Below are 24,846 nucleotides of genomic sequence, written 5' to 3'. Positions count from 1 at the left end.
ATATGTGTGGGATGACGCCGGGCGTGGGAGTCACACCGTGCTCTCGGTGCTCTCCTGAGCGTCAGGGCTTTCGGTGGCCTGGGTGGCCGGTGTGCTCTTGCGGACCAGCAGATGGTTGAAGATCAGGTTGAGCAGCAACGCCACCAGCACGGTGGCCGTGATGGCGCTGCCGAGGATGAACTGCGCGTCCTGGTGGAAGTTCTGGTAGATGGCGGGCACCACGACCGGCAGCATGCCGACGCCGAGAGCGACGGCGACGATGAGCAGGTTCTGGTTTCCCTCGAAGTCGACCTTCTGCAGCATCTGGATGCCCACGGCCGCCGTCATCGCGAACATCACCAGGCCGGCGCCGCCGATCACGGGACCGGGCAGGCTGGCGACGACCTCGCCGAGCTTGGGAATGACTCCCATGATCACCAGCAGGATGCCGGTGACCGTGATGACGTAACGGCTTTTAATCTTGGTCAGGCTGATCAGCCCGACGTTCTGCCCGAACGTGGAGTCCGGCACGGAGTTCATGAACCCGGCGAGTATGGCGGCGAGGCCGTCGGTGGCCAGGCCCCGGGCCATGTCCTTGTCGGTGACCTTCTTGCCGACGGCGTCGCCGATGGCGAGAACGCACGCGGTCATCTCGCTGAAGACCACGATCATGGCCACGCACATCGCGATGATCGGGACGACCCGGAATTCCGGCGCGCCGAAATGCAGTGGCGTGGAGAAGCCGAACCATTTGGCGCCGGCCACGGACGAGAAGTCGCCAAGGCCCATGAACCAGGCGATCACCGCCCCGATAACGAGGCCGAAGAGCACCGAGACGTTGCGGGCGAACCCCTTGAACAGGCGGTTCACCAGCACGATGATCACCACGACGGTGAAGGCCAGCAGGATGTACCGCACGCTCGCGTAGTCCGCCGCGGCCGGATCGGAGCCGATGATCAGATCGGCGCTGACCTTGATCAGCGAGAGTCCGATGATCGTGATCACACAGCCGGTGACCAGGCTCGGGAAGAACCTCAGCACCCTGGAGAACGGCCGGGCGATCAGGACGCCGAAGACGCCGGCCACGATCATCGAGCCGTACATGGTCGGCAGGCCGTACTCGGAGCCGATCAGGATCATCGGGGTGAGGAAGGTGAACGAGGCGCCCGCGACCACCGGCATCCGGATACCGAAGAAGCGGGTCAGGCCGACGCTTTGGATGATGGTGGCGATTCCGGCCACCAGCAGGTCGGCGTTGACGATCAATGCGATGGTGTGCGTGTCGAGTTTCAGCACCGCGCCGAGCACGAGTGGAACGGCCACGCAGCCCGCGTACATGATCAACATGTGTTGCAGGCCGAAGAAGAACAACTGGGGGACGGGCAGGACTTCGTCTACCGGGTGGCGATTCGAAGCCGCTGGCTTGGGTGCGCGGACGGTAGGTGACACGGCGGTCTCCTGGGCACTGAGTGGAACGAGCCCTGGTCCCTCCGGCGGCGTCGACAAGGCCAAGATCCGGAGCTATGGGCATGCGTGAGCAGGAATCCTTGCTGCTCCGACGATCGAGGTCACCCGTCGAAGAGCCGGTTCAGTGAGTATCCGGTAGTGCGGTATATGGAGATTAAGGGCGACCCATATCACTGTCAACGACTTGTTTTCCTGCGGATCGTTTCTTAGGATCCTGGATACCGTATCCCCGATTCGATCCTTTGAGCGGAGACATAGTGCAGCCGACCGCCCGGCGGATAGGCCTGATCACCCCGTCTTCCAACACCGTTGTGGAGCCCGTGACCGGCGAACTGCTGACCTTTCGGCAGGACGTCTCGGTCCACTTCACCCGGCTCCGGGTGACGAGCATCAGCCTCGATCCCGCCGACACCGGCCAGTTCGGCCAGGACTCCTTCACCGACGCCGCACGCCTTCTCGGCGACGCCCGCGTCGACGTCGTTGCCTGGAACGGCACCTCGGGCTCGTGGCTCGGTCCCGGCCGGGACGAACGCCTGTGCCGTGCCATGGAGCAGGTCACGGACACTCCCGCGACGACCTCGACGCTGGCCGTCCTGGAGGCGCTGCGGACCTTCGAGGTCCGGCGGCTGGGCCTGCTCACGCCGTACACGCGGGACGTCGGCGACGCCATCGCCGCGCACTACGCGGACCACGGCTTCCCCGTGCACGCGGCCCGCCACTTCGGCCGTACCACCAACTACGACTTCGCGCTGACCACGAACGCGGAACTGGACGGGGCCTTCGGCGAACTCGCCGCCGCGGACTGCGACGCCGTCGCGGTGGTGTGCACCAACCTGCGCGCCGCCCACCTGGCCGCGGGCTGGGAGAGCCGGACCGGCGTCCTGGTGGTCGACAGTGTCGCGGCGACCCTGTGGCAGACCCTCGGACTGGCCGGGGACACCACACCGATCACCGGGTACGGCCGGCTGCTCGCCGGCCCGCCCGCAGCCTCCAGGCAGAGATGAGGAACGCCATGGCCAAGGAAATCAAGATCCTTATCGGGGTCGACGTCGACGCCGTCGCCGGCTGGCTCGGCTCCTACGGCGGTGAGGACTCGCCGAACGACATCCAGCGCGGGGTGTTCGCCGGCGAGGTCGGCACCCCGCGGCTGCTCCAGCTCTTCGAACGGTACGACCTGCGGACCACCTGGTTCATCCCGGGCCACTCCATCGAGACCTTCCCCACCGAGATGGCGGCCGTCGCCGACGCGGGGCACGAGATCGGGGCGCACGGCTACTCCCACGAGAACCCCATCGACATGTCCCCGGAGCAGGAACGGGACGTGCTCGGCCGCTGCGTCGAGCTGATCCGGCGCCTGTGGGGACGCCCGCCGCGCGGCTACGTCGCCCCCTGGTGGGAGATGAGCCACGACACCCCGGCGCTCCTCAAGGAGTACGGCTTCTCCTACGGCCACTCGCAGAACTACAACGACTTCCACCCCTTCTACGCCCGGGTGGGCGACGAATGGACGAAGATCGACTACAACCGCCGGGCCGAGGACTGGATGAAGCCCCTCCAGCACGGCACCGAGGTGGACCTCGTGGAGTTCTGCGGCAACTGGTACGTCGACGACCTGCCGCCGATGATGTTCGTCAAGAAGTCCCCCAACAGCCACGGCTTCGTCAGCCCCCACGACGTCGAACAGCTGTGGCGCGACCAGTTCGACTGGGTCTACCGCGAGTTCGACTACGGGGTGTTCCCCGTGACGCTGCACCCCGACGTGTCCGGGCGGCCCCAGGTGCTGCTGATGCTGGAACGGCTCTTCGAGAGCTGGCTCGACCTGCCCGGTGTCGAGTTCACCACCTTCGACGCGGCGGCCGACGACTTCCGGCGGCGCTATCCTTTTCAGGGCACCGAGCGGCCGGCACCGGTCGGCGGCGGTTCGGGACCGAGACGGAAGACCGGGAGGACGGCCCTGTGAGCAGGCAGGCGGACGCGTCGGGCTCGTTCGACATCGACGCCGACTACAAGCCGCTCAGGGACCGCGTCCGCGACGAGCTGCGCCAGCGCATCATCGACGACGTGTACCCAGCCGGCACGCGGCTCGTCGAGACCGAGATCGCGGCCCAGCTCGGGGTCTCCCGGCTGCCGGTGCGCGAGGCGATCCGGGCGCTGGAGAGCGAAGGGTTCGTCAGGACGGTTCCCCGCCGCGGCGCGGTCGTCGTGGAGCTTTCGGCGCAGGACGTCGAGGAGCTGTTCGACGTGCGCGAGACGCTGGAGGTCCTGGCCAGCCAGCAGGCCGCGACCCGGGCCACCAAGACCGAGCTGCGGCGGGTACGGGGCATACTCGCCCGTGGCCGCAAGGCGCTCGACGCCGGGGACCGGGTCGCGCTCGGCAAGGCCAACGAGGCGTTTCACGACGAGATCCTGAAACTGTCGCACAACAGTCTGCTCCAGACCGTGCTGGAGCCCCTGCAGGGGCGCCTGCACTGGCTGCTGCGGCAGACCGGCGACCCGCACGACCTGTTCGAGGAGCATTCCGCGTGGTTCGAGGCGATCGCCTCGGGCTCGGCCGATCTCGCCGCCGAGCATGCGCGCAGACACGCCCGGCTGAACCGCGAGATCGTACGGACGCTCCTGGCCGAGCGGCAGCACCAGGCTCCGCCGGCCTAGAAAGCCCCCGCGACCTCCGCAGCGCTCCGGCGAGCGCCACCTGAGCCTCGCCACGTACCGCGAGTCCCCGTCGCGTCCCCACCCGGCATGTCGCCTCGCGATGCCGTGATCTCTTTTTCGTCCTCCCACCGACCAGGAGCAGCACCATGTCCGATCCCACGGGGTCCGATCCCACGCGGGCGACCCTCGACGCCCTGAACGGCACCGACGTCCGGCTACGTCACGTCTGCAAGGCACGCGACGCCACCGACCAGGTCGGGCCGCGGCGATTCCTGCACGCCGGGCCGCCGATCGAACTCGCCGACATACCCGGGCCCATGCGGGGCGCGATCATCGCGGGCCTGCTGCTGGAACGGGAGGCCGGGTCGGTCGCCGAGGCCGAGGCGATCATCCACCGCGGCGAGGTGAGCATCAGCCCCTGTCACGACGCAAACGCCGTCGGGGCGATGGCCGGGATCATCACGCCGAACACCCCCGTCGTGGTAGCCGAGACCACGGGCGGCATCAGAACGTTCTCCCCTTTGAACGAGGGCGTCGGCGGGGCCATGCGCTACGGGTCGTACGACGAGGTGACCCTGGCACGGCTGCGGTGGCTTGGCGACGTGCTCGCCCCGGCCCTCGACGCGGCCCTCCAGCGCTCCGATCCCCTCGACCTGCTCGCCCTGGTGGCCGAAGGGCTGCGGCGCGGCGACGACTGCCACAACCGGCTGGTCGCGACCAGCGCGGCCCTGCTGGTAACGCTCACCCCGGGCCTGCTGCACACCCCCTTCGACCGCGAGGACATCGCGAAGGTGGTCTCGTTCATCGCCGGCAACGGGCACTTCGCACTGCCCTTCGCGATCTCCGCCGCCAAGGCGGTCACGCTGGCCGCCGGCGGGATTTCCGGCAGCCCGATCGTGACGGCCATGGCGAGCAACGGACGGGAGTTCGGCATCCGCGTCAGCGGGCTCGGCGACCGCTGGTTCACCGTGCCCGCGCCGATCGGCGACCCGGTCCTGCTGGAGGGGGCGACCCTCGACGACGTCACCCCGACCATGGGCGACTCGATGATCTCCGAGACCGCCGGCTTCGGCGCCTTCGCGATGACCGCGGCGCCGGCGATCATGTCCTTCGTCGGCGGCGACACGGCCAGGGCCCAGGAGATCACCCGGAGCATGCGGGACGTGTGCGCCGGCACCAGCGGGCGTTTCCTCATCCCCGCCGAGGACTTCCGGGGAACACCGCTCGGCATCGACGTGCACCGGGTGCGCGCCACCGGCATCGAGCCCGTCATCAACAACGGCCTCGCGCACCGGGAGCCGGGACGCGGCCGGGTCGGCGCCGGGATCACCCCGATTCCGGTGGAGCCGTTCGCCGCGGCGAGCCGGGCGTTGGAGGAGACCGCTCCCGAACGGGTCGGCGCGGCGGGCGAACCGGGGCGCCACGCATGAGCGGTACGAGCATTCCCTCCTTCACACCCGCCGATCTCGCCGCCGTCGCCGGCCGATGGGGCCTCGACCCCGGCCTGGTGGGCCGGCTCGGCCCCGCGATCGACCGGATGCGCGACACCTACGGCCGCGTGCGGGAACTGGCCACCGAAGGGCGTCCCCCCGAGCCCCCGCCCATCGCGGTCACCCGGGTCCCGCGTGGCCCGGACGATCCGTACGGCGCCTGGCTCTACCGGATCGACGCCCCCGGGCAGCCGGGAGACGGGCCGCTCGCCGGGCGAACGGTGACCGTCAAGGAGTCGATCGCGGTACGCGGAGTGCCGATGACCCTGGGCAGCCGCCTCATGGCCGGCTTCGTCCCCGGGTCCGACTCGGCGGTCGTCGGCCGGGTGCGGGACGCCGGAGGGGTCATCGTCGGCACGTCGGTCTGTGAGGACCTGTGCTACTCCGGGTCGAGCTTCACCAGCGCGCACGGCCCCGTCGGCAACCCCTGGGATCCGCGCCGCTCGGCCGGCGGCTCCTCCAGCGGCGCCGCGGTCCTGGTGGCGACCGGGCAGGCCGACTACGGCATCGGCACCGACCACGGCGGCTCGGTCCGCAACCCCGCCGCCTGGTGCGGCGTCTTCGGCCTCAAACCGACGTACGGGATCGTCGAGTACGACGGTGCGATGCCGACCGAGCGCACGCTGGACCACATCGGCGTGCTCACCCGGAGCGCCGCCGGCCTGGTCGCCTTCCTGGAGGCGACCGCGGCGCCGCACCCGGGCGGGGAGCACGAGTCGTACGCGGGCCAGTACGCCCGCGAGATCACCGGGCTGCGCGCCGGAATCCTCACCGAGGGATTCGGCTGGCCCGGCCGCTCCGACCCGCGTCTCGACGACCAGGTCCGCGAGTCCGCGCGGGCGCTGGAACGGCTGGGGCTGACCGTGTCGGAGGTGTCGGTGCCGCTGCACCGGTACGGCAGGGACATCCATCTGCCCATCTCGATCGAGGGCGGCCTCACCACCGTCTTCGAGTCCCGTCTCCAGGGCAACAACCACTTCGGGCCCTACCACCCGAACTTCGGGGAGACCTTCGGCGAGGCGATCGCCCGCCGTCCCGAGGACATACCGGTCGGAGGGGTGCTGGCGCTCGTCGGCGCCACGCTGCTACGGGACGCCACCCACGGCAAGGTCATGGCGTACGCGCAGCAACTGCGGGTGCGGCTGCGCGAGCAGGTCGATCGCGCGCTGCGCGAGGTGGACCTGCTCGTCCTGCCGAGCGTCCCGATGCCGCCCCACCCGCTCCCGGCCGACCCGCGCGAGGCGGTGATCGGCACCGACCTCCCCTTCGAGATGCACGACAACAACTGCGTGTTCAACCTCACCGGGCACCCGGCGCTCAGTGTCCCGTGCGGATTCGTGGACGGACTGCCGGTCGGCATGCTCCTCGTCGGACGGCCCGGCACGGACGCGCGACTGGTCCGCGTCGCGGCCGAGTTCGAGGAGCGCGTCTTCCGCTGCCCCCCACCCCCGCGTCACGACCCGGATGCGAACCTCCCTACCGCGAGGAGCGGACGATGACCGAGCCGGCACTGAACTTCTTCGGCGAACTCCTTGAGCCCTGCGGCTTCGACCCGATCACCGGATACCGTCGCGACGGCTACTGCTACACCGGCCCCGACAACCCCAAGGGGCACACCGTCTGCGCGATCGTCGACGAACGCTTCATCGCTTTCCAGACCACGGTCGACAACGACATCGCGACTCCCCGGCCCGACCTCGCCTTCCCCGGACTGAAGCCAGGCGACCACTGGTGCGTCATCGCGTCGAAGTGGTACGAGGCGTACCTGGCCGGCTGCGCCTGCCCGGTGAACCTCGCGGCGACCAACGTCCGGGCGCTGGAGGTGATCCCACGAGCGGCACTGCTGGAGTACGGGGTGGACCTGCGTACCACGGCCCCGGACGACGGCCGGGACACCTCACCATGAGCCGCTGGAACGCGCTGCGTGCCTACACGGCCCTGCCCGCCACCACCGGATCCCTGTTCCTGGCGGTCACACTGATCGCTCGTATCCCCGCGACCATGGGGCAGTTGGGCTCGCTGCTGCTGGTCAGCGGGGCCACGGGCTCCCTCGCGCTCGGCGGCGCCACGGCCTCCGCCTTCGCCGTGGGGCAGGCGGCCGGCGGGCCGCTCGTCGGGCGAACAGCGGACCGGTACGGGCACCGGCCGGCCGGGCTGGCCGCGGCGCTGCTGCACACGGCGGCCCTCGTCCTGCTGGTGGTGTGCGTCGTGCGGGGCATGCCCACGTGGGCGGCGCTGGTGGCGTCGGTGGTCGCGGGCTTCTCGGTGCCGCAGGTCGGCCCGCTGTCCCGGGCCCGCTGGACCGCGCTGGCCCACCAGGGACGGCTGCCCATGAACCGCTTTCCCGCGGCGATGAGCTTCGAGGGAACGGGCGACGAGTTCGCGTTCGTCCTCGGGCCCGCGCTGGTCGGCGTCATCGCGGCGGCGACCTCGCCCCCTGCGGCGGTGCTCGTGGCGGCCGGGCTCACCGCCACGATGTGCGTGGCGTTCGCCCTGCATCCCACGGCCGCCGCGGTCGCCAGGGGCGAGCGCCGGGACGGGGACACCTCGGCCCCGGTACTGCGCGGCCCCGTGTTCCTCCTCGCCGCCGGGCTGACCGGCCTCGGCTGCTATTTCGGCGCGGTGCAGGCAGGCATCACCTGGCGCGCGGTCGACGCCGGCGCCGACGGGGCGGCCGGGCTGATCTACGCGATACTCGGGCTGAGCAGCGCCCTCGCCGGCGTGCTCGTCCCGATGCTGCCCGCGTCCTTCACGCCGGCCCGCCGGCTCCAGACGGGCTTCGTCCTGCTGGCCGTTCTCACCCTGCCCCTCGCGATCGTCGGCGGGCTGCACATCGGCGGTCTCTGGCCACTGGGCCTGCTGATCGTGCTGCCCGGTGTCACCATCGCACCGATCCTCGTCACCGCCTACACCCAGGGAGAGATGACGGTCCCGGCGGAGAGGATCTCGTGGGTCATGACCCTGCTCACCTCTTCCGTCGTCGTCGGCTACGCCGTCGGCGCGCTGCTGTCGGGCACCCTCGCCGACCGCTACGGCCCGCTCGCCGCCTTCCTGATCGCGCTCGCCGCGGCCTGCGTCGGCGCCACGGCCAGCACCCTCGGCCGACGCCACCTGGCAGCGCTGCACCCCAGGTAGGAGCCATGGCACGCCACACCTCGCCCTTGGCCGCCGGCTTCGATCCGATGCAGCCCGGAGGCGGCGATCGCCTCGACCTCCCGAGGGCGCTGCATCTGCCGGGCGTCGTTGGTCAGGATGACGTGGAATCCCTCGGCCACCGCTCGGGGGTAGAGGTTCTCGTCCCGGGTTCCTGACCTGCGGTCGAGATCCAGCAGGTGGACGATCTCATGCCCCAAGACGAAGGCGTTGATGGCCTGGTGGAGCGGCCGGGACACGTTCTCATCCAGCAGCAGCCTCACGCGGTTCCTTGGGGGGATCGTAGCTGTCAACGTAGTCGGCGAAGTCGGCGGCATCCAGGGCCGCCGTGGAGGTGACGCTCGGGTAGTACTCAGAGATCCGCTCCGGGGGGAGCCCATCCCGGAGCAAGGCCGCGACCTCGTCGTAGGGGACGCGGATGCCCTCGATCACCGGCACTCCGCCGCGGACCGCCGGATCCACCGTCACATGCGCGCGAGGCCGCAGCAGCGGCGGGATGTGCCTGCCGTCGCGGTAGAACGGCTGCAGGACATCGACCATCTCGTGGATGACCACGTTGGCCTTCTTCCGTACCAGGTCGACCGCCTGATCGGGCTCGGCCAGGTAGATGCTGCCGCCGTCGGCGACCAGGGTGTACGAGGAGAGGTGGTCGTGTTCTTTCAGGTCGTCGCGGAGCGTGTCGAGCGCCCGTCTGATCTTCTGCAGTGAGGCGTCGTTGCGCAGCTTGACGCAGGTCCACAACGCCACCACATCGCGGAAGGAGTAGAGAACGGGCCGGGTGCTGGAGATCTCCGGGATCAGCACCGCGCCACGGTTGACGCCGGCCTGGTGCAATCCATCACACTCTGCCAGGGTGATCATGTGGTCGGTAAGTCGATTCAACAGCTCTTTGCCGATGCCGGTTGCGATGGATGGCTATGCGTCCTGGACATAGACGGCGCCGCGGAAGTGCACGTCGGCGGCGATGACCTGGTCGTGGCTGCCTCGGTCTTCAAGGTCGCCATAGCCGTGGAAGTCTTCCGACAGGCCGACGCGGGCCATTTTGATCTACAAGACCGAGTCCATATCAGGCCCAACGCGCGAACAGCAGGCCCGACAGGCTTTTCTACCTTCGCCGACGAAGTCGACGCTTCCATACGCGACCTGACCAGGATGATGCTGGTCGTGAGCGATAACGCGGCCACCGACATCCTCATCGATCGTGTCGGCCTGGACCGCGTTCGAGCGACCTTGACCGAATTGGGGCTGAAGGTAACCGCGATTCCCTTCTCCCTGCAGGCCATGCTCGACTCGATAGGCCAGGACGCGAGATTTACCGACTGGGCAGAACTGACTCACGCAACGGCCACAGCACGCTCGGCCGATGAATCCCAGGATCTGCAGGAACGGCTGTGGTCCTCCCGTGCCATGCAACCCGAACATGCAATCCGCACGACTCCCAGGGAGATGGCCCAGTTGCTGCGCCTGATCTGGCGCGACGAGGCCGGCCCCGCTGAGGCGTGCGCCCAGGTCCGCCAGCTGATGGCTCAGCAAGTGACCAAGAATCGCCTGGCAATGGGCTTTCAACGTGATGTCCGCGTCGCAGCCAAGAGCGGAAGTGAGGTGCTCCAGAGATTCCGGACAGCTCCTTGATCAGCAGCCTGATCCGGGCCAGGGTCCAGCGCTGATCGGCCCAGCCGTAGGCGGCCGCACCACCTCCCAGTTCCGCCTCCAGCCGATCCAGCTGCTCATCGCTCAGCCGGCATCTGCTGCTGGGTCCTTGGGAGACCAGGGCGGCCTTGCCGCCTGCCAGCCAGGCCCGGCGCCACTCACACGCCGATTTGCGGGTGATGCCCAGCAGCTGGGCCACCCGCGGCGCACCCATTCCTCCGGCGAACATGTCCGCGGCCCGAAACCGCAGCTCCTCACGCTGCGACCGAGCCCGGGCGGACAAGCCCCCGCTTCTGTCCGCGTATCTCATACCTTCAGGTCTACATCCACGCGGACAACGCACCCGAATCGGCCCCAAGCACACCGTTACGCCGAGACTTCATCCTCAGTAACACCGGCTCCGGAGTCAACCCCCGAAGGACTTCCGGAGCGGACCACTTGGCGTGTGCTTCCAGGAGCCTCAGAAGGTGTCGTGTTTCGCTAAGAAAGCATGATTAAGCGCCAAGGGTTGAGCGCGATCGATAATGGCGAAGCCGGATAAGCTATATCCGTAAATCTTGTCACCAGGGTGTCCGACTAGTGAGAAGATCAGGGGTGCTCCGAATAGCAAACGCAGTACTCGTAAGATTACCGGGACTGCTGCACGCACTTGCGCTGAAGCACCGTGAGCTGCTGAAGTTCGCGGTGGTGGGTGGAACAGCGTTCCTGGTAGACAACACGGTGTTCTATGGGCTGAAGCTGACCATTCTGGAACCGAAGCCGGTGACCGCGAAGGTCATCGCGGTGCTCGTGGCGACGATCGTGTCCTATGTGTTGAACCGCGAATGGTCGTTCCGGACCAGGGGCGGTCGCGAGCGCCGTCACGAGGCTGCGCTGTTCTTCCTGGTCAGTGGCATCGGTCTGGTGCTCAGCTCCGTGCCGCTATGGATCTCCCGATACGTGTTCCTGCTGGAGACCCCGGACGTGAGCCTGGTGACCCAGGAGATCGCCGACTTCGTGAGCGCACAGGTCATTGGCACATTGATCGCCATGGTCTTCCGTTTCTGGGCGTTCCGGAAGTGGGTCTTCCCTGACGAGGAGGCCCGGTCCAGCGACGTGCGACTGGCTCCCACTCCCGATTCCACAGAAGAGGCGGCTTGATGGCCAGCTTCATGGGGACGTTGCCTGGGTCCTCGGTGATCTCGTAAGGAGCGACAGCGGAGCGCGTCCCACCATGAGCCCATCCGCGTCAGAGGGGGGTCGGTGTCCTGACCTGTGGCGGCGAAGGTCCGTTTGGTCCGGCCCTCACCGCAGGGAATGTCCCTCTCCCCGGGATCAGTGATCTTGACATCCAACGCCTGACTTCTCTTCATCAGCTCGGTGATGTGGAGCTTCAGGGTCTCACTGGCTTCGGCGGTGGTGGGCTCCTTTTCGGCGCAACCGGAAAGCGGAGATCCACCGCTATCCGCCTCCGCTGTCGTAGCCACGGCCACAGTGTGGGACGAGGTCGCGGAGGCGAAGCTCTGTGATGGCTGATCCCTCATTGTGTGATGAAACGATGACAGCGCGGCTGACCACCGGATTCGTCTGATTGCCTACGGATCATGCGACCGACGAACCCCTCTCCTGACTTCCCGTTCCCTCATGGCTCCACCGGCCGCCGCCGCGCCGGAGTGATGGCGGCCGCCGTCGCGGTCGGGGCCATGCTGGTGGCCTGCGGCGCATTCACCGCAGCCCCCGGCGACGGACCGGCCGCGACGACCGCGACGACCGCGACGGCCCGGCACGCCGACCAGGCTGCGAACGGCGTCAGGGTGTTGTGGATGGGCGACTCCATCGCGGGTGCGGAGGCCCCGGCCGTGGAGGCCGCGTTGAAGGCCGGTGGTGTGTGGTTCAGGAACGCCACCTCCGACGGCGGCGGCACCGTCGTCGCCGGTGATCATCCGGTGACAATCGTGGCGGCCAAGGACACCTGGAAGAGGCTGAAGAAGGAGCTGGCCTCCTTCCGGCCGACGGTGATCGCGTACCAGATCACCAGCTACGACTGGGGGACGCCCCGCCAGCAGCTGGCGGCCTACCAAGAGCTCTCCCGGACGGCGAAGGACGCCGGCGCGCGGCTCGTCCTGGTGTCCGCTCCGCCGTTCAAGATCGACGGGTTCTACAAGCCCCACGAGGACGCGATCAAGAGCGCGCCCGCGATGGCCGCCAAGGTCGCCGACGTTCGCTACCTGGATGCCTCTGAGCTGTGGGGGGACGACTACGCCGCCGACAGGGCACAGCGTGCCACAGACGGGATCCACTCCTGTCAACAGGGGTCGGCGGCCTTCGCCGCCTGGTTCGTCAGGCGGCTCGGCGACCTGGCGGGCTTCACTCCGCCCGCCCCCGGCGTCTGGGCCACCGGGCCGTGGACCGGTGACGAGCGCTTCGTCAAACTCGGCTGCGGTTGATGGATTCGGTCTCCCGCCGCGCGCATGTCGGCGCGCTCGACGGGCTGCGTGGGCTCGCCGTCGCCGGGGTCCTGCTGTTCCACGCCGGGCACTTGCGGGGCGGGTTTCTGGGCGTGGACCTGTTCTTCGTGCTGTCCGGCTTTCTGATCACCGGTCTGCTGCTTGAGGAGCTCGCCGGGCGCGGACGTATCGACCTGGTGGCCTTCTGGGGGCGCAGGGCCCGGAGACTTCTGCCCGCGCTGGCCGTCATGGTCGTGGCGACGTTGCTGCTGGCCTGGGCGTTCGCCGGGCCGGGCGTGCTGGGGTCCGCCCTGCGGGACGCGCCGTGGGTGGCCGCCCAGAGCCTGAACTGGCATTTCATCGGCGAGCGGATCGGATACTGGAACGCCTCCGGCACCCGTCTGTTCGCCCACCTGTGGAGCATCGGCGTCGAGTGGCAGTTCTACCTGGTCTGGCCCCTGGTGGTGGCGTCGGCCGGGAGGGGGCCCGGCGGGCAACGACGCGTCGCGGTCGTCGCGGTCGCCGGTGCGCTCGGGTCACTCCTGCTCATGATCAAGCTGGGGGCGGCTGTGGACACCACCCGCGCCTACGAGGGCACCGACACCCGGGCCTTCTCCCTGCTTCTCGGCTCCGCTGCCGCCACGGAGCCCGTCCGGAACGCGGTGGCCGGCCTGTCGCGCGTCGCCGTGGAGGTGATCTGCGTCGTGCTGCTGTGCGGGCTGCTCGCCTCATGGTTGTTGACCGGCGGGGAAAAGGCCCCGGCCCTGTTCCAGGGCGGGATGTTCGCCCACGCCCTGGCCGGTGCCGTGCTGATCGCGCTGCTGGGCCATGCGCGGGGCGGTCTGGTGGGCCGGGCGGTGGGCAGCGGTGTACCGCGCCGGCTGGGCGAACTGTCCTACAGCCTGTACCTGTGGCACTGGCCGGTCTATCTGCTGCTGCCACGGCCGGTGGCCGGGCTCGCCGGCTGGGGCTGGACGGTCGGCGCGATCGGGCTGTCGCTGCTGGCTGCGGTAGTGTCGAAGGTCGTCGTCGAGGACCCGGTACGGTCGCGCACCCGGTGGGCCACCGGAGGCCGTGGATGGGTGGCGCTGGCCGTCGCGGGAGTGATGGCGGCGGGAGTGTGGGCGGTGATACCGCGGCCGCTGCCCGGTGCGGGGACGGTCGATGTGAGCAGGCTCGGCGGGCTCCAGCCACGTCACGCCGCTGAGTGACAGCGCGTGGAAGAGGAGGAACGACACATGCCGGGGGTGCTGCGCCGCGTGGCGGCCGTTCTGGTCGTGGCGGCGGCGCTGGCGGGCTGCGGGATCACCGACACCGATGTGCTGCCCGCCGGTCAGCCGGTCCAGGGCGGCCTGACCGAGAACAGCGACCGGCTGCTGCGGGTGTACTTCGTCACGCAGGAGGGCACCTGGCCGGTCTCGCGCCCGGCCCCGGCCGGAAACCGGCTGCAACGGGCGATGGACGCGTTGCTCGCCGGTCCCACGGCGGAGGAGCGGGCCCGAGGGCTGGTCACACGGCTTCCCGCCTCAGCCCGGCCGGTCCGGGCCACGACGAGCGGAGGCCGGGTGAAACTGCGTCTGCCCTGGCAGGTACGCGAGCTGCGGCCGGTGGCGGTGAGCCAGCTCGTGTGCACGGCCGCCGCCGCGGACGTCGGCGACGATCCCGTCGTCGAGGTGGTCGAGCCCGCCATGGACCGGCCCTGGCCGGTCAGATGCGCCGAGAACGGATCGGCCGTCCCCGCCGACCAAGGAGCCTCCCCATGACCCGTGTGCTCGTGATAGAAGACGATCCGGCCGTGCGCCGGGGCGTGAGTGTCGGCCTGCGCCACAGGGGCCACGAAACCGTGCTGGTCGCGACCGGTGAAGACGGGCTGGCCGAGCTCGTCGCGAGCGCTCCCGAGGTCGTGCTGCTCGACCTGATGCTGCCCGGTATGAGCGGCCTGGAGACCTGCCGCCGCATCCGCGCCTTCAGCCAGGTGCCCATCGTGATCCTGTCCGCGCGCGACGATGACGTGGACATCGTGGTCGGTCTGGAGGCCGGCGCCGACGACTACGTGATCAAGCCTGCCAGCAGCGAGGTCATCGAGGCGCGCATGCGCGCGGTGCTGCGCCGTACCGCGCCGCCCGCCTCCTCCGACCGGGCGCGCACCACTCACGGCGACCTGCTCGTCGACCGGGTCGCCCTGCGCGCGCTCAAGCACGGTACGCAACTCGCGCTGGCGCCGACGGAGCTGAGGCTGCTGCTGTTCCTGTCGGCCGCGCCCGAACAGACCTTCAGTCGCCAGCAGCTCCTGGAACAGGTGTGGGAGCACACCTTCTACGGCGACTACCGGCTGGTCGACGCGTGTGTGATGCGGCTGCGGGCCAAAATCGAGGACGACCCCCGCAACCCCCGCTACATCCAGACCGTACGCGGCTTCGGCTACCGCTTCGGGCCGTTGTGATCCACCTGTCCTTCGTTCGCGGCCTGCGAGCTCAGCTGGTCCTGGCGTTCCTGCTGGTCTCCGTGCTCAGCGCGCTGAGCGTCGCCGTCTTCACCTTCCGTCAGGGCCGCGCCGCGATCGTGGAGCGCGCCCAGGCCGACGCCCTGCAGGAGCTGCGCGTCCACCTCGCCTCCCGGACGCCCGACCTGCCTGCCGACCCCGGCGAGACGGAGCTGCGTACGCTGGCGCTGCAACTGGACCGCACCGCGGGTATCCGCGGCTGGCGCACCGCCCTGTCCTATCGCGGCGGCCCGCTCATCGCCACCGGAGCGCAGCCGCCACTGCCCGCGCGGTTGCGCGCTCGAGCGGCCACCGCGACCACCGCCCTGGCCCAGCGCTTTCATCGCGGCCAGGTGCCCTGGCTGGCCGTGGCCCTTCCGGTCACCGCCGCCGCCCGTCCGCACGACCCCCCGCCCCTCGTCGTCTACGCCTCCTTCTCCCTGGCTTCCCAGCAGCAGGATGTGGACACCCTGGCGGCCGCCGCCCGCGCCGGAGCCCTGCCCGTCGCCCTGGTCTCCATCGTCCCCGCGCTGCTGGCCGCGCGCAGACTGCTGCGACCGGTACGGCGGCTGCGGGCGGCCGCCGAGCGGATGGCGGGCGGCGGTCTCGACACTCGAGTACGCGTCACCGGCAACGACGAACTCGCCGACCTCGGCCGTACCTTCAACACCATGGCGGCCACACTCCAGTCCGACGCGGCCGCGCTGCACGACATGGAGGCGCGGGCACGCCGGTTCGCCGCCGACGTCTCCCACGAGTTGCGCACCCCGCTGGCGGCCATGTCCGCCGTGACCGAGGTCCTCGACGTCGACGCCGCCTCCGGCCGCCTCGCGCCGCTCACCGCCGAGGCGCTGCAACTCGTCTCCGACGAGACACGCAAGCTCAGCCGCCTGGTGGAGGACCTGATCGAGGTGTCCCGCTTCGACGCCGGCGTCGTCGTACCGAACCTTGACGAGGTCGACGTGGGCGAGCTCGTCGGCAAGACGCTGGCGCTGCGGCACTGGCGCGACCGGGTCCGCACCGATGTCCCCCCTGGGCTGCGCGCCCGGCTCGACCCGCGCCGCGTCGATGTCATCCTGGCCAACCTCGTCGGCAACGCGCTGCGGCACGGCGGTACGGCGGTATCGGTCCTCGTCCAGGTCAGGGCCGACACCGACCGGATCGCCGTCACCGTCTCCGACGACGGGCCCGGCATCCCCGCCGACCTGCTGCCCCACGTCTTCGATCGCTTCACCAAAGGTGACGCCGCCCGTACCCGTACCGACGGCAGCGGCCTGGGCCTGGCCATCGCCACCGAGAACGCGCGCCTGCACGGCGGTACCCTCACCGCGACCAACGCCCCCCGAGGCGGAGCCGTGCTGACCCTCACCCTGCCGCGGAATCCACCGCGAGGAACGCCCGTCACTCGCGGCACCGGGTGAACGGGCGGGCCGGACCCGGGAAGAACGAGGCCGGAGCCGACCCGAGATCCAGCGCCGACTGAGGCGGGGCTACGCCGTGCCTGCGAGGTCTGGTGCGTGAACTGGGTCAAGGCTCCGTGCCAGTGCACGCCCAGGCTGTAGAGCACGCGTGAGTCGGGGGCGAGGAGCGGGCCGGCGTGGTTCATCATGCCTGTCGGCCCGATCTCCCTGCAGATGGCAGGCAGACCCTCTCCGACGCACCCCGCGCATGTGAGGTCCCCGTTGCCCAGAGACGGCGCAGGCGGTAGACCGAGTCCTTGCCGGATCCCGCCGCGTACAGGTAAAGGTCGCGGCGGTCGCGGTCAGCGCGTGGTCGGCCATGGACCAGGGGGGCGAGCCCGGGCAGGGCGGCGTGTGCGGGAGATGTCGGTGGCGACCGCCGTCTCAACCCGTTCCACGGTGAGTGGCGGCAGCTTAACGATTCCGATCACACCGTGCCCGCGCGCTTCGTATCGCTTCATGTGATCTTGCGGTCACGGAATGATGAGGTCATGTCGGGACGCGTTCTGAAATGGGCGGGCATCATCGTGTTCATCGTCACGGTGAGTGCGATGGGCCTCTACCTGTTCACCCAGGACAAGCTGGAGGAGGCCGACCAGTCGGCGAGCGTGATCGGCGCGTTCATCGCGTTGAGCAGCCTCGCCCTGACCCTCTACGGAACGCTCACCGACCGCCTTGCCCGCTCAACCTCGACCAGGGGCGCGGTCCGATGTGACAGGGAATGCGGTCGGATCGGCATCGGCGCAGTTCGGGAACGTGACGGCGTGACGGCGTCGAATCCCGTCCTCCTCGTTCGACGCGTCAGCGAGGCCGGGTGAGACCGGCGGAACGAGTACGGCGACGGATCCCCGTCGCAGCAGAGAGGAAACCGTCATGACCGCCTTGCAGCCCGGCCCCACCGCCACCGGTTCCACCACCCCGGCGACGCGTGTGCTGCTCGCCTGCGCCATCGCCGCCGCGCCGCTCTTCGCGGTCGTGTCGCTGGCCCAGGTGTTCACCCGCGAGGGCTTCGATCTGACGCGCCACCCTCTGAGCATGCTGAGTACCGGCGACCTGGGCTGGTTGCAGATCACCAACTTCCTGGTCAGCGGGGCTCTGACGGTGGCCGGCGCGATCGGCCTGGGCCGCGCGCTGCGGGGTACGCCCGGTGGCACCTGGGCGCCCCGGCTGGTCCTGGTCGCGGGGGTCGCGATGGCCGCGGCCGGGGTGTTCGTCATGGACCCGGGCGACGGCTTCCCCGCGGGCACCCCGCTGGGCCAGACGGGCACGTTGAGCGGGAGCGGCCTCATGCACATGGTCGCCGGGTCCATCGCGTTCACCGCGTACATCGCGGCCTGCTTCGTGCTGGGCCGCCACTTCTCCCGGGCGGGCCGTCCCGGCTTCGCCGCCGCCTCGCGGCTCAGCGGTCTGGTCTTCGCCCTCGGTGACGGGTGGGCGATGACGGGTGGGACGGCCGGATCGCTGACCCTGGCGATCGGCGCGCTCACCGGGATGGCGTGGATCGCGGTGGTGGCGGCGGATCGGTGGCTCGCGCTCAGGTAGTGAGATCCGTACGGCCCGGTCTCCTCGCGTCGCGAGGGGCCGGGCTTTTCCCGTTCCGAGATCTGAGGGTGCGCCGCTCCCTGCCCCTTTCATTTTGTACCAGATTCGCGCGCCTCATGAGACATCAAAAAGTACTTCATACTGCCCGTTGCGAACCGACCCGACGAACGATGGGGGCAACGGAATTGGGTTACGTACGGGGTTTCGAGGAGATCGACTCGACGGATATCGCGGACGTCGGAGGAAAGGGGGCACACCTGGGCGAGCTCTTGCGAATCAATGACATTCGCGTGCCGGACGGCTTCTGCGTCACGACGGAGGCCTTCCAGCGGATCGTGGCCGAGGCGCCGTCGATCGACGCCCAACTCGACCTGTTGTCGCGGGTGAAACCGGACGACCACGCGGCGATCCGCACCCTGAGCGCCGAGATCCGCCGTGTCGTCGAAGGCGTGACGATCCCCGACGACCTCGTGGCGGCGATCAGTGAGTCGCTCGCCCGGCTCGGGGAGCAGGAATCCTACGCGGTGCGTTCCAGCGCAACGGCCGAGGACCTGCCGACCGCGTCCTTCGCCGGTCAGCAGGACTCGTACCTGAACGTCGTGGGCCTACCGGAGATCCTTGCGCACATCCGAAAGTGCTGGGCCTCGCTGTTCACCGAGCGGGCGGTGACCTACCGGCGCCGTAACGGCTTCGACGACCGCAGGGTGCGGATGGCCGTGGTCGTACAGCGGATGGTGTTCCCCGACGCGGCCGGGATCCTCTTCACCGCCGATCCCGTGACCTCGAACCGGAAGATCGCCACCGTGGAGGCCGGCTGGGGGCTCGGCGAGGCGCTGGTCTCCGGCCTGGTCGCCGGGGACGTATACACGGTGCGCGACGACCAGACCGTCACCACGGCGATCGCGACCAAATCGCGGTTCGTCCAGGCGTCGCAGGCAGGCGGCACCCAGGAGGCACCCGTCGAGCCGGGGCGCCAGACACAGCCGGCTCTGACGGACGCACAGGTCGTGCGTCTGGTGCGGCTGGGCCGGCGCATCGAAGCGCACTTCGGCAGGCCCCAGGACATCGAATGGTGCCTGGTCGGAGATGACTTCCACATCGTGCAGAGCCGGGCGATCACCACCCTGTTCCCCGTCCCGGAAACCGACGACCAGGACAACCACCTCTACGTCTCCGTCGGCCACCAGCAGATGATGACCGACGCGATGAAGCCGCTGGGACTCTCGGTGTGGCAGCTGACGACCCCGCGGCCGATGCCCGAGGCGGGCGGACGGTTGTTCGTCGACGTGGCTCCCGCCCTGGCGACGCCCGCGGGGCGCGCGAGCATCCTGGGAACCCTGGGCAAGTCCGACCCGCTGATCAGGGACGCGCTGCAGACCGTCCTCGACCGCGGCGACTTCATCCGCTCGGTTCCCGGCGAGGAGTCTGTCGCCGCCCCGGCCGGTGCCCCACCCGCGCCGATCGAGACCGATCCGGCCGTCGTCACCGAGCTGATCCGGCACAGTCAGGAGTCCGTCGCCACCCTGCGGAGCGAGATCCGGACACTGTCCGGGACGGCGCTGCTCGACTTCATCCAGGCCGACATCGCGGAGCTGAAGCGCATCCTGTTCGATCCGCGGAGCCTTCAGGTGATCATGGCGGGGATGGAGGCGGCCTGGTGGCTCAACGACCACCTTGAGGCGTGGCTGGGGGAGAAGAACGCGGCCGACGCGCTCACGCAGTCCGTCCCCCACAACGTCACCTCCGAGATGGGGCTGGCGCTCCTCGACGTCGCGGACACGATCCGGCCGCACGCCGACGTCGTGACGTTCCTGCACCGCGTCGTGGACGAAGGCCGGGAAGGCGACGGCTTCCTGAACGAGCTGGCCGAGCTCGCCGGCGGGCAGGAGGCGCGTGACGCCATCCGTGGCTACCTGGACGAGTACGGCATGCGCTGCACGGGCGAGATCGACATCACCAGGACGCGCTGGAGCGAGCAACCCGCCACGCTCGTGCCCACCATCCTCGGCAACATCAAGAACTTCGAGCCGGGCGCCGGCAAACGACACTTCGAACAGGGACTCCTGCAGTCACGAAGGAAAGAGGAGGAGCTTCTGACGCGACTGCGGGCCCTGCCCGACGGGGAGCAGAAGGCCGAGGAGACAAAGCGGATGATCGACCGCGTCCGCACCTTCGCCGGATACCGGGAGTATCCCAAGTACGGCAAGGTCAGCCGCTACTTCGTCTACAAGCAGGCGTTGCTGCGGGAGGCTGATCGTCTCGTCCGCTCCGGCGTCCTGCGCGAGAAAGAGGACATCTTCTTCCTTCGTTTCCCGGAGTTGCGAGAGGTTGTGCGTACCGACGACGTGGACGCCGAACTCATCCTGCAAAGGCGGGAGGCGTTCCGGTCGTACGAGGCGCTCACGCCGCCCCGGGTCCTCACCTCGGACGGCGAGGTCATCACCGGCCGGTATCGGAGGGAGGACGCCCCGCCCGGCGCGCTGGTCGGCCTCCCTGTCTCGGCCGGGACCGTCGAAGGCCGTGCCCGGGTCGTCACGGACATGGCGCGGGCCGACCTGAAGGCGGGCGACATCCTGGTCACCGCCTACACCGACCCCGGCTGGACACCCCTGTTCGTCACCATCGCCGGGCTGGTGACGGAGGTGGGCGGTCTGATGACGCACGGGGCGGTGATCGCGCGGGAGTACGGCCTGCCGGCCGTCGTGGGCGTGGAGCAGGCCACCCGGCTGATCCGGGACGGGCAGCGGATCCGCGTGCACGGAACCGACGGGTACGTCCAGATCCTCGCCTGAGCCGATGCGGTCTCCCGGCCCCCTTGAATCTTTCAAGGGGGCCGGGCGCGGCTCGCGATCGGCGGACCGAAACATCAGGTACACGCCTTCAGGGCCGGTGTCCGTGGAATTTTCATCAACGTCGCTGGTCGCACGTTCTCCCGTGCGGTCGTTTCCCTGGAAGACGACGAATTGACCGGCGGTGGATTCGGACTTCGGGATCCCCTCGCCGTGACGGTTGTGGCTCTGTTGAAATCGCTCGACTGTTGACCGTGCCGGGCGAGAATGCTGAATTCGCGGTGGCCGATGTCAGAAGTATTAAGGAGGAACGGAGATGTTCGCCGCGAAACTGCTTCGTCGAGGACTGGCGGTCGGATCCGCACTGCTCGTCACCGGGGCGTTGGGCGTCGTGGGCCTGGCGCAACCCGCCGCCGCGACCAGCGCCGTACTGTACGGCAGGGTGGAGTGCTCCAATTCCAACCACTATGGAAATGTCAGCACCTGGTATCCCTCGAACGTGATGATTCGTGCCGGATCGTCCTCGATAACCCCCGGCCTGGTCAGCGTCCCCGGCACGTACGCGTTCCAGTTCGCCCAGACCCTGCCCGCCGGGAGCACATCCGTGGGGATCCAGGCCCTGTGCAGCAGCGGCCACTCCCCGTACGGCGACTTCACCGGAACGGTCACTTACACCACCATTCCCGCCGGGACAACCAGCATCACCGCGAGTTGGAGGTGCTCCACGGCACCGGTCAACCCTGGCCCGTGGATCACCGACTGCACCCTGCAGTCGGCGTCGTTCAGCTAGATCTCGTTCCGTTCCGGCGAGTCCGCGCGTCTGCGGTCAGGCCGGAGCCGGGTGAGGTGAGTGAGGACTCCCAGGTCGGTGAGCGAGTTTCCCGGAGCGGGCATCCGGGGTCATCGGCATCACAGGCGGCTCCCTTTGAGGGGCCGCCGGGGGTCTTGGCGGCCGGTTGCCGGCTCGTTAGACGGTTTGTTTGACGGTGTCCGACCGCTCGCGCTCGATCCCGGGCGCGAGCCACGCCGAGGTGCGTGAGGCACGGTTTGATGGCCAGGGCGCCAAGATGGTGCGGAAGACGCAAAATTGCAATCGACTCCAAATTTTGAGTAGGCTCCACACATGTCTGAGGGCCTGCGCGAGCGCAAGAAGCGACAGACCCGGCAACGTGTCTCCGATGTGGCCCTCGGCCTGTTCGTCGCGCGTGGCTTCGACAACGTCACGATCGCCGAGATCGCTGCGGCTGCCGAGGTGTCGGTCAACACCGTTTACAACTACTTCCACACCAAAGAAGACCTCGTCCTGCCCCCGGAGGAGGCATCCCCGCAGCGACTGGCCGACATGGTACGCGGGCGTGACCCCGGCCAGTCGGCGGCCGATGCGGTCCTGTCGCGGCTGCGGCAGGAGGTGAGCGGGCACGAGCGCAAGGTCGGGCTGAGCGAGGGGTTCGGCCGCGTGCTGGAGATGATGCGAGCCGCGCCCACGCTGACCGCCCGGCTTGAGTGGCTTGCCCACCAGATGACCGCCGAGCTGACCGCCCGGTTGGTCCAGGAGACCGGAGCCGCGCCCGGTGACCCGGTGCCGGGGGCTGTCGCCTGGCAGCTTGGGAGCCTGCACAGCATGGTCCTGTCGGAGATCGGCAGGCGGACCGCGGCCGGTGAGCGGCCGGACGCCATCGCCGCGGACGTGCTGGAGCTGATCGACGCCGCGGAGGGCCTCATGGGGGAGCGCCTGCTCGGCTATGCCGTACGAGAGGGATGAGCAGTTGTTCAGAGTGACGATCAGAGGAAAGTTCACCGGGCTCGACGACGCGGGGCGGGCGGCCGTCCTGGCCGCGAGCGACCTCGCTTACACCGAGGCCGGGACGTTCACCCACGATCAAAGCGTGACGGCCTTCACCTTCCGCTGCCAGGTTCCGGCAGGCCCGGACGACGGCCAGGACGAGGCGGCGCTCGGCGCGATGGTCGCGCTGGAGGCGCACGGGCATTCGCATGAGATCTTGCAGCTCGCGGTGACCGACATGCGCGAGATCAAGATCCGTCCCAGGGGGCGGCGGATGTGACCGCCGAGCCGGCCTCGGTATGGATCCCTCCGGCCGCAGCCCCGACAGCGCTGCCGCTTCACGGCGACATCGCCGGCTACGTTGACAGCCGTGCCCCGGCTGGTGCCTTCGGGTAAGTCATGACGGTGTCCACGCTCAGCGTGGTTGTTGTCCGTCGCGGTTGCCGATCACTTTCGGCGGGACGGAGTGAGAGCGCCGCCTCCGGGTGGGTGTTGGGAACGGATGCCGGAGCCGCCTCCGGGAAAATCATCGGAAATGAACCTTTCATCCGTTTTGTAGCGTATGGCCAGTTCCAGGCCGGTCGCCTTCCGGGAAGCATGCGCCACGGTTGCTCCGGGGCCGGGGAGTGGGCGACGGTGGTGACCTTCTGGCGTGAGGACTCCGCCCTCACTCGGCGCGCCAGGACTCGTCATCCCGGCATTCGAAATCCCGGCCTTCAAAAGGAGACCTTCACACGATGAGGTCACGTACGCTCCGACTTCTGCGCGACCAAGTGCACGTGTCCGACGGCGTCACCGTCCACCGAGTCTCGGTATGGCGGATGGTCGTCGCGGCCGCCGTCGCGATCGCGACCGCGCTCATGTTCACCACCGTGATGGCGGCCCCCGCCTCGGCGCACGGCTCGATCAGCGATCCGCCCTCGCGCAACTACGGCTGCTGGGAGCGCTGGGCAGGTGACTTCCAGAACCCGGCCATGGCCCAGCAGGACCCGATGTGCTGGCAGGCCTGGCAGGACAACCCCAACGCGATGTGGAACTGGAACGGGCTGTTCCGCGAGAACGTCGGCGGCAACCACCAGGGCGCGATCCCGGACGGGCAGCTGTGCAGCGGCGGCCGGACCGAGAACGGCCGTTACCGGACCATGGACACGGTGGGCGCGTGGAAGACCGTGGACCGTCCCTCCTCGTTCACGATGAACCTGCTGGACCAGGCCTCGCACGGCGCGGACTACATCCGCGTCTACGTCACCAAACAGGGCTTCAACCCCAAGACCCAGGCGCTGAAGTGGAGTGACCTGGAACTCGTCAACGAGCTGGGCAAGAGGCCGACGGGCACCACCACGGCCATCCCGGTGAACGCGCCCGGCCGTACCGGCCACCACATCGTCTACACCGTCTGGCAGGCGAGCCACCTCGACCAGTCGTACTACTTCTGCAGCGACGTCAACTTCACCGGTGGCACGAACCCCGACCCGACCCCCACGCCCACTCCGACCCCCACCCCGACCCCCACGCCGACCCCGACTCCCACGCCCACCCCGACCCCGGGTCCGGGCGGCGGCTGCTCGGCCACCTACCGCATCGCCTCCGACTGGTCCAACGGCTACCAGATCGACGTGAACGTGACCGCAGGCTCCAGCGCGATCACCGGCTGGACGGTGAAATGGAACCTCGCGGGTGGAGAGAGCATCCAGTCGGCGTGGAACGCGACCGTGACCAGCAGCGGGGTCGCGGTCACCGCCCGCAACGCCGCCTACAACGGCTCGCTGGGCGCCGGCGCCTCCACCACCTTCGGACTCGTCGTCTCCGGCTCCAGCAGGAACATCCCCGCCCTCACCTGCACGACGACCTGACCCTCTTTCACTGAACGGGCACACGTCGGCCCGCCGCCTTTCGGCGGCGCTCGCCGACGGCGCCGACTACGTCTTCCTCGTCAACCCGGACACCTGGACCCCGCCACGGCTGATTCGTAC

The 24,846-nt window shown here is 69.2% G+C and carries 24 protein-coding genes and 1 pseudogene; 21 read left to right on the top strand and 4 right to left on the bottom strand.

Going from position 1 to position 24,846, the window contains the following annotated elements; genetic code table 11:
* Positions 1-30: 30 nt before the first annotated feature.
* The gene (locus ABZ664_RS30105) at positions 31-1,428 is read right to left on the bottom strand and encodes a nucleobase:cation symporter-2 family protein (protein WP_362517012.1); all 1,398 of its coding nucleotides are present in this window, start codon (positions 1,426-1,428) and stop codon (positions 31-33) included.
* Between the two features lie 338 nt (positions 1,429-1,766).
* On the opposite strand from ABZ664_RS30105, the gene ABZ664_RS30100 reads away from it, so the two are divergent.
* The 7 genes from ABZ664_RS30100 to ABZ664_RS30070 all read left to right on the top strand — a co-directional run bounded on the left by ABZ664_RS30100 (position 1,767) and on the right by ABZ664_RS30070 (position 8,723).
* Entirely contained in the window at positions 1,767-2,450 is a 684-nt protein-coding gene (locus ABZ664_RS30100) for an aspartate/glutamate racemase family protein (protein ID WP_362517009.1), read from the top strand.
* A gap of 8 nt (positions 2,451-2,458) precedes the next feature.
* Positions 2,459-3,406: a polysaccharide deacetylase gene (locus tag ABZ664_RS30095; protein ID WP_362517006.1), complete on the top strand. Its 948-nt coding sequence runs from the start codon at positions 2,459-2,461 to the stop codon at positions 3,404-3,406.
* A complete protein-coding gene (locus ABZ664_RS30090) occupies positions 3,403-4,098 on the top strand; it encodes a GntR family transcriptional regulator (RefSeq protein ID WP_362517003.1) in 696 nt (231 codons plus the stop codon). Before ABZ664_RS30095 ends, ABZ664_RS30090 begins: the two co-directional genes overlap by 4 nt.
* A 146-nt stretch (positions 4,099-4,244) precedes the next feature.
* Entirely contained in the window at positions 4,245-5,528 is a 1,284-nt protein-coding gene (locus tag ABZ664_RS30085; protein WP_362517000.1) for a DUF1116 domain-containing protein, read from the top strand.
* Positions 5,525-7,087: an amidase family protein gene (locus ABZ664_RS30080; RefSeq protein WP_362516997.1), complete on the top strand. Its 1,563-nt coding sequence runs from the start codon at positions 5,525-5,527 to the stop codon at positions 7,085-7,087. Before ABZ664_RS30085 ends, ABZ664_RS30080 begins: the two co-directional genes overlap by 4 nt.
* Positions 7,084-7,494, top strand: a complete 411-nt coding sequence (locus ABZ664_RS30075; protein ID WP_362516994.1) for a DUF2237 domain-containing protein — start codon at positions 7,084-7,086, stop codon at positions 7,492-7,494. The genes ABZ664_RS30080 and ABZ664_RS30075 overlap by 4 nt, the downstream gene beginning before the upstream one ends.
* Entirely contained in the window at positions 7,491-8,723 is a 1,233-nt protein-coding gene (locus tag ABZ664_RS30070; RefSeq protein ID WP_362516991.1) for an MFS transporter, read from the top strand. The genes ABZ664_RS30075 and ABZ664_RS30070 overlap by 4 nt, the downstream gene beginning before the upstream one ends.
* Here the strand turns inward: ABZ664_RS30070 and ABZ664_RS30065 are convergent.
* A complete protein-coding gene (locus ABZ664_RS30065; RefSeq protein WP_362516987.1) occupies positions 8,618-9,004 on the bottom strand; it encodes a DUF5615 family PIN-like protein in 387 nt (128 codons plus the stop codon). The genes ABZ664_RS30070 and ABZ664_RS30065 overlap by 106 nt on opposite strands.
* Positions 8,985-9,602 (bottom strand): DUF433 domain-containing protein, encoded by a 618-nt coding sequence (locus ABZ664_RS30060; RefSeq protein ID WP_362516983.1) that lies wholly within the window; start codon positions 9,600-9,602, stop codon positions 8,985-8,987. Before ABZ664_RS30060 ends, ABZ664_RS30065 begins: the two co-directional genes overlap by 20 nt.
* Between ABZ664_RS30060 and ABZ664_RS30055 the strand changes: the two genes are divergently transcribed.
* Positions 9,603-10,373 (top strand): serine hydrolase, encoded by a 771-nt coding sequence (locus ABZ664_RS30055; RefSeq protein ID WP_362516980.1) that lies wholly within the window; start codon positions 9,603-9,605, stop codon positions 10,371-10,373.
* 148 nt (positions 10,374-10,521) lie between these two features.
* On the opposite strand, the pseudogene ABZ664_RS30050 reads toward ABZ664_RS30055, so the two are convergent.
* Positions 10,522-10,701, bottom strand: a pseudogene (locus ABZ664_RS30050) (helix-turn-helix domain-containing protein); the annotation flags it as partial.
* A 284-nt stretch (positions 10,702-10,985) separates the two neighbouring features.
* Between ABZ664_RS30050 and ABZ664_RS30045 the strand changes: the two are divergent.
* From ABZ664_RS30045 to ABZ664_RS29985, 13 genes are all read left to right on the top strand, one after another.
* Positions 10,986-11,531, top strand: coding sequence for a GtrA family protein (locus tag ABZ664_RS30045; RefSeq protein WP_362516977.1), 546 nt, complete (start codon positions 10,986-10,988; stop codon positions 11,529-11,531).
* A 443-nt stretch (positions 11,532-11,974) separates the two neighbouring features.
* Positions 11,975-12,817 (top strand): SGNH/GDSL hydrolase family protein, encoded by an 843-nt coding sequence (locus ABZ664_RS30040; RefSeq protein ID WP_362516974.1) that lies wholly within the window; start codon positions 11,975-11,977, stop codon positions 12,815-12,817.
* Entirely contained in the window at positions 12,817-14,028 is a 1,212-nt protein-coding gene (locus ABZ664_RS30035) for an acyltransferase (RefSeq protein ID WP_362516972.1), read from the top strand. Before ABZ664_RS30040 ends, ABZ664_RS30035 begins: the two co-directional genes overlap by 1 nt.
* 27 nt (positions 14,029-14,055) lie before the next feature.
* Positions 14,056-14,580 (top strand): GerMN domain-containing protein, encoded by a 525-nt coding sequence (locus tag ABZ664_RS30030; RefSeq protein ID WP_362516969.1) that lies wholly within the window; start codon positions 14,056-14,058, stop codon positions 14,578-14,580.
* Entirely contained in the window at positions 14,577-15,260 is a 684-nt protein-coding gene (locus tag ABZ664_RS30025) for a response regulator transcription factor (protein WP_362516966.1), read from the top strand. The genes ABZ664_RS30030 and ABZ664_RS30025 overlap by 4 nt, the downstream gene beginning before the upstream one ends.
* Entirely contained in the window at positions 15,257-16,720 is a 1,464-nt protein-coding gene (locus ABZ664_RS30020) for a HAMP domain-containing sensor histidine kinase (protein WP_362516963.1), read from the top strand. The genes ABZ664_RS30025 and ABZ664_RS30020 overlap by 4 nt, the downstream gene beginning before the upstream one ends.
* Positions 16,721-17,193: 473 nt before the next feature.
* Complete coding sequence (locus ABZ664_RS30015) at positions 17,194-17,577, top strand: hypothetical protein (RefSeq protein WP_362516960.1); 384 nt, start codon at positions 17,194-17,196, stop codon at positions 17,575-17,577.
* A gap of 55 nt (positions 17,578-17,632) precedes the next feature.
* Entirely contained in the window at positions 17,633-18,301 is a 669-nt protein-coding gene (locus ABZ664_RS30010; RefSeq protein WP_362516957.1) for a DUF998 domain-containing protein, read from the top strand.
* 116 nt (positions 18,302-18,417) lie between these two features.
* Complete coding sequence (rph, locus tag ABZ664_RS30005) at positions 18,418-21,093, top strand: rifamycin-inactivating phosphotransferase (protein WP_362516954.1); 2,676 nt, start codon at positions 18,418-18,420, stop codon at positions 21,091-21,093.
* 313 nt (positions 21,094-21,406) lie between these two features.
* Positions 21,407-21,880: a hypothetical protein gene (locus ABZ664_RS30000; RefSeq protein WP_362516952.1), complete on the top strand. Its 474-nt coding sequence runs from the start codon at positions 21,407-21,409 to the stop codon at positions 21,878-21,880.
* Between the two features lie 333 nt (positions 21,881-22,213).
* Complete coding sequence (locus ABZ664_RS29995; RefSeq protein ID WP_362516949.1) at positions 22,214-22,852, top strand: TetR/AcrR family transcriptional regulator; 639 nt, start codon at positions 22,214-22,216, stop codon at positions 22,850-22,852.
* Entirely contained in the window at positions 22,833-23,153 is a 321-nt protein-coding gene (locus tag ABZ664_RS29990; protein WP_362516946.1) for a DUF6204 family protein, read from the top strand. Before ABZ664_RS29995 ends, ABZ664_RS29990 begins: the two co-directional genes overlap by 20 nt.
* A 457-nt stretch (positions 23,154-23,610) precedes the next feature.
* Positions 23,611-24,726, top strand: coding sequence for a lytic polysaccharide monooxygenase (locus ABZ664_RS29985; RefSeq protein WP_362516943.1), 1,116 nt, complete (start codon positions 23,611-23,613; stop codon positions 24,724-24,726).
* Positions 24,727-24,846 lie beyond the last annotated feature (120 nt).

The sequence above is a fragment of the Streptosporangium sp. NPDC006930 genome (assembly GCF_040635605.1).
GTDB lineage: Bacteria > Actinomycetota > Actinomycetes > Streptosporangiales > Streptosporangiaceae > Streptosporangium.
This window is presented reverse-complemented; position numbering and strand designations above follow the sequence as displayed.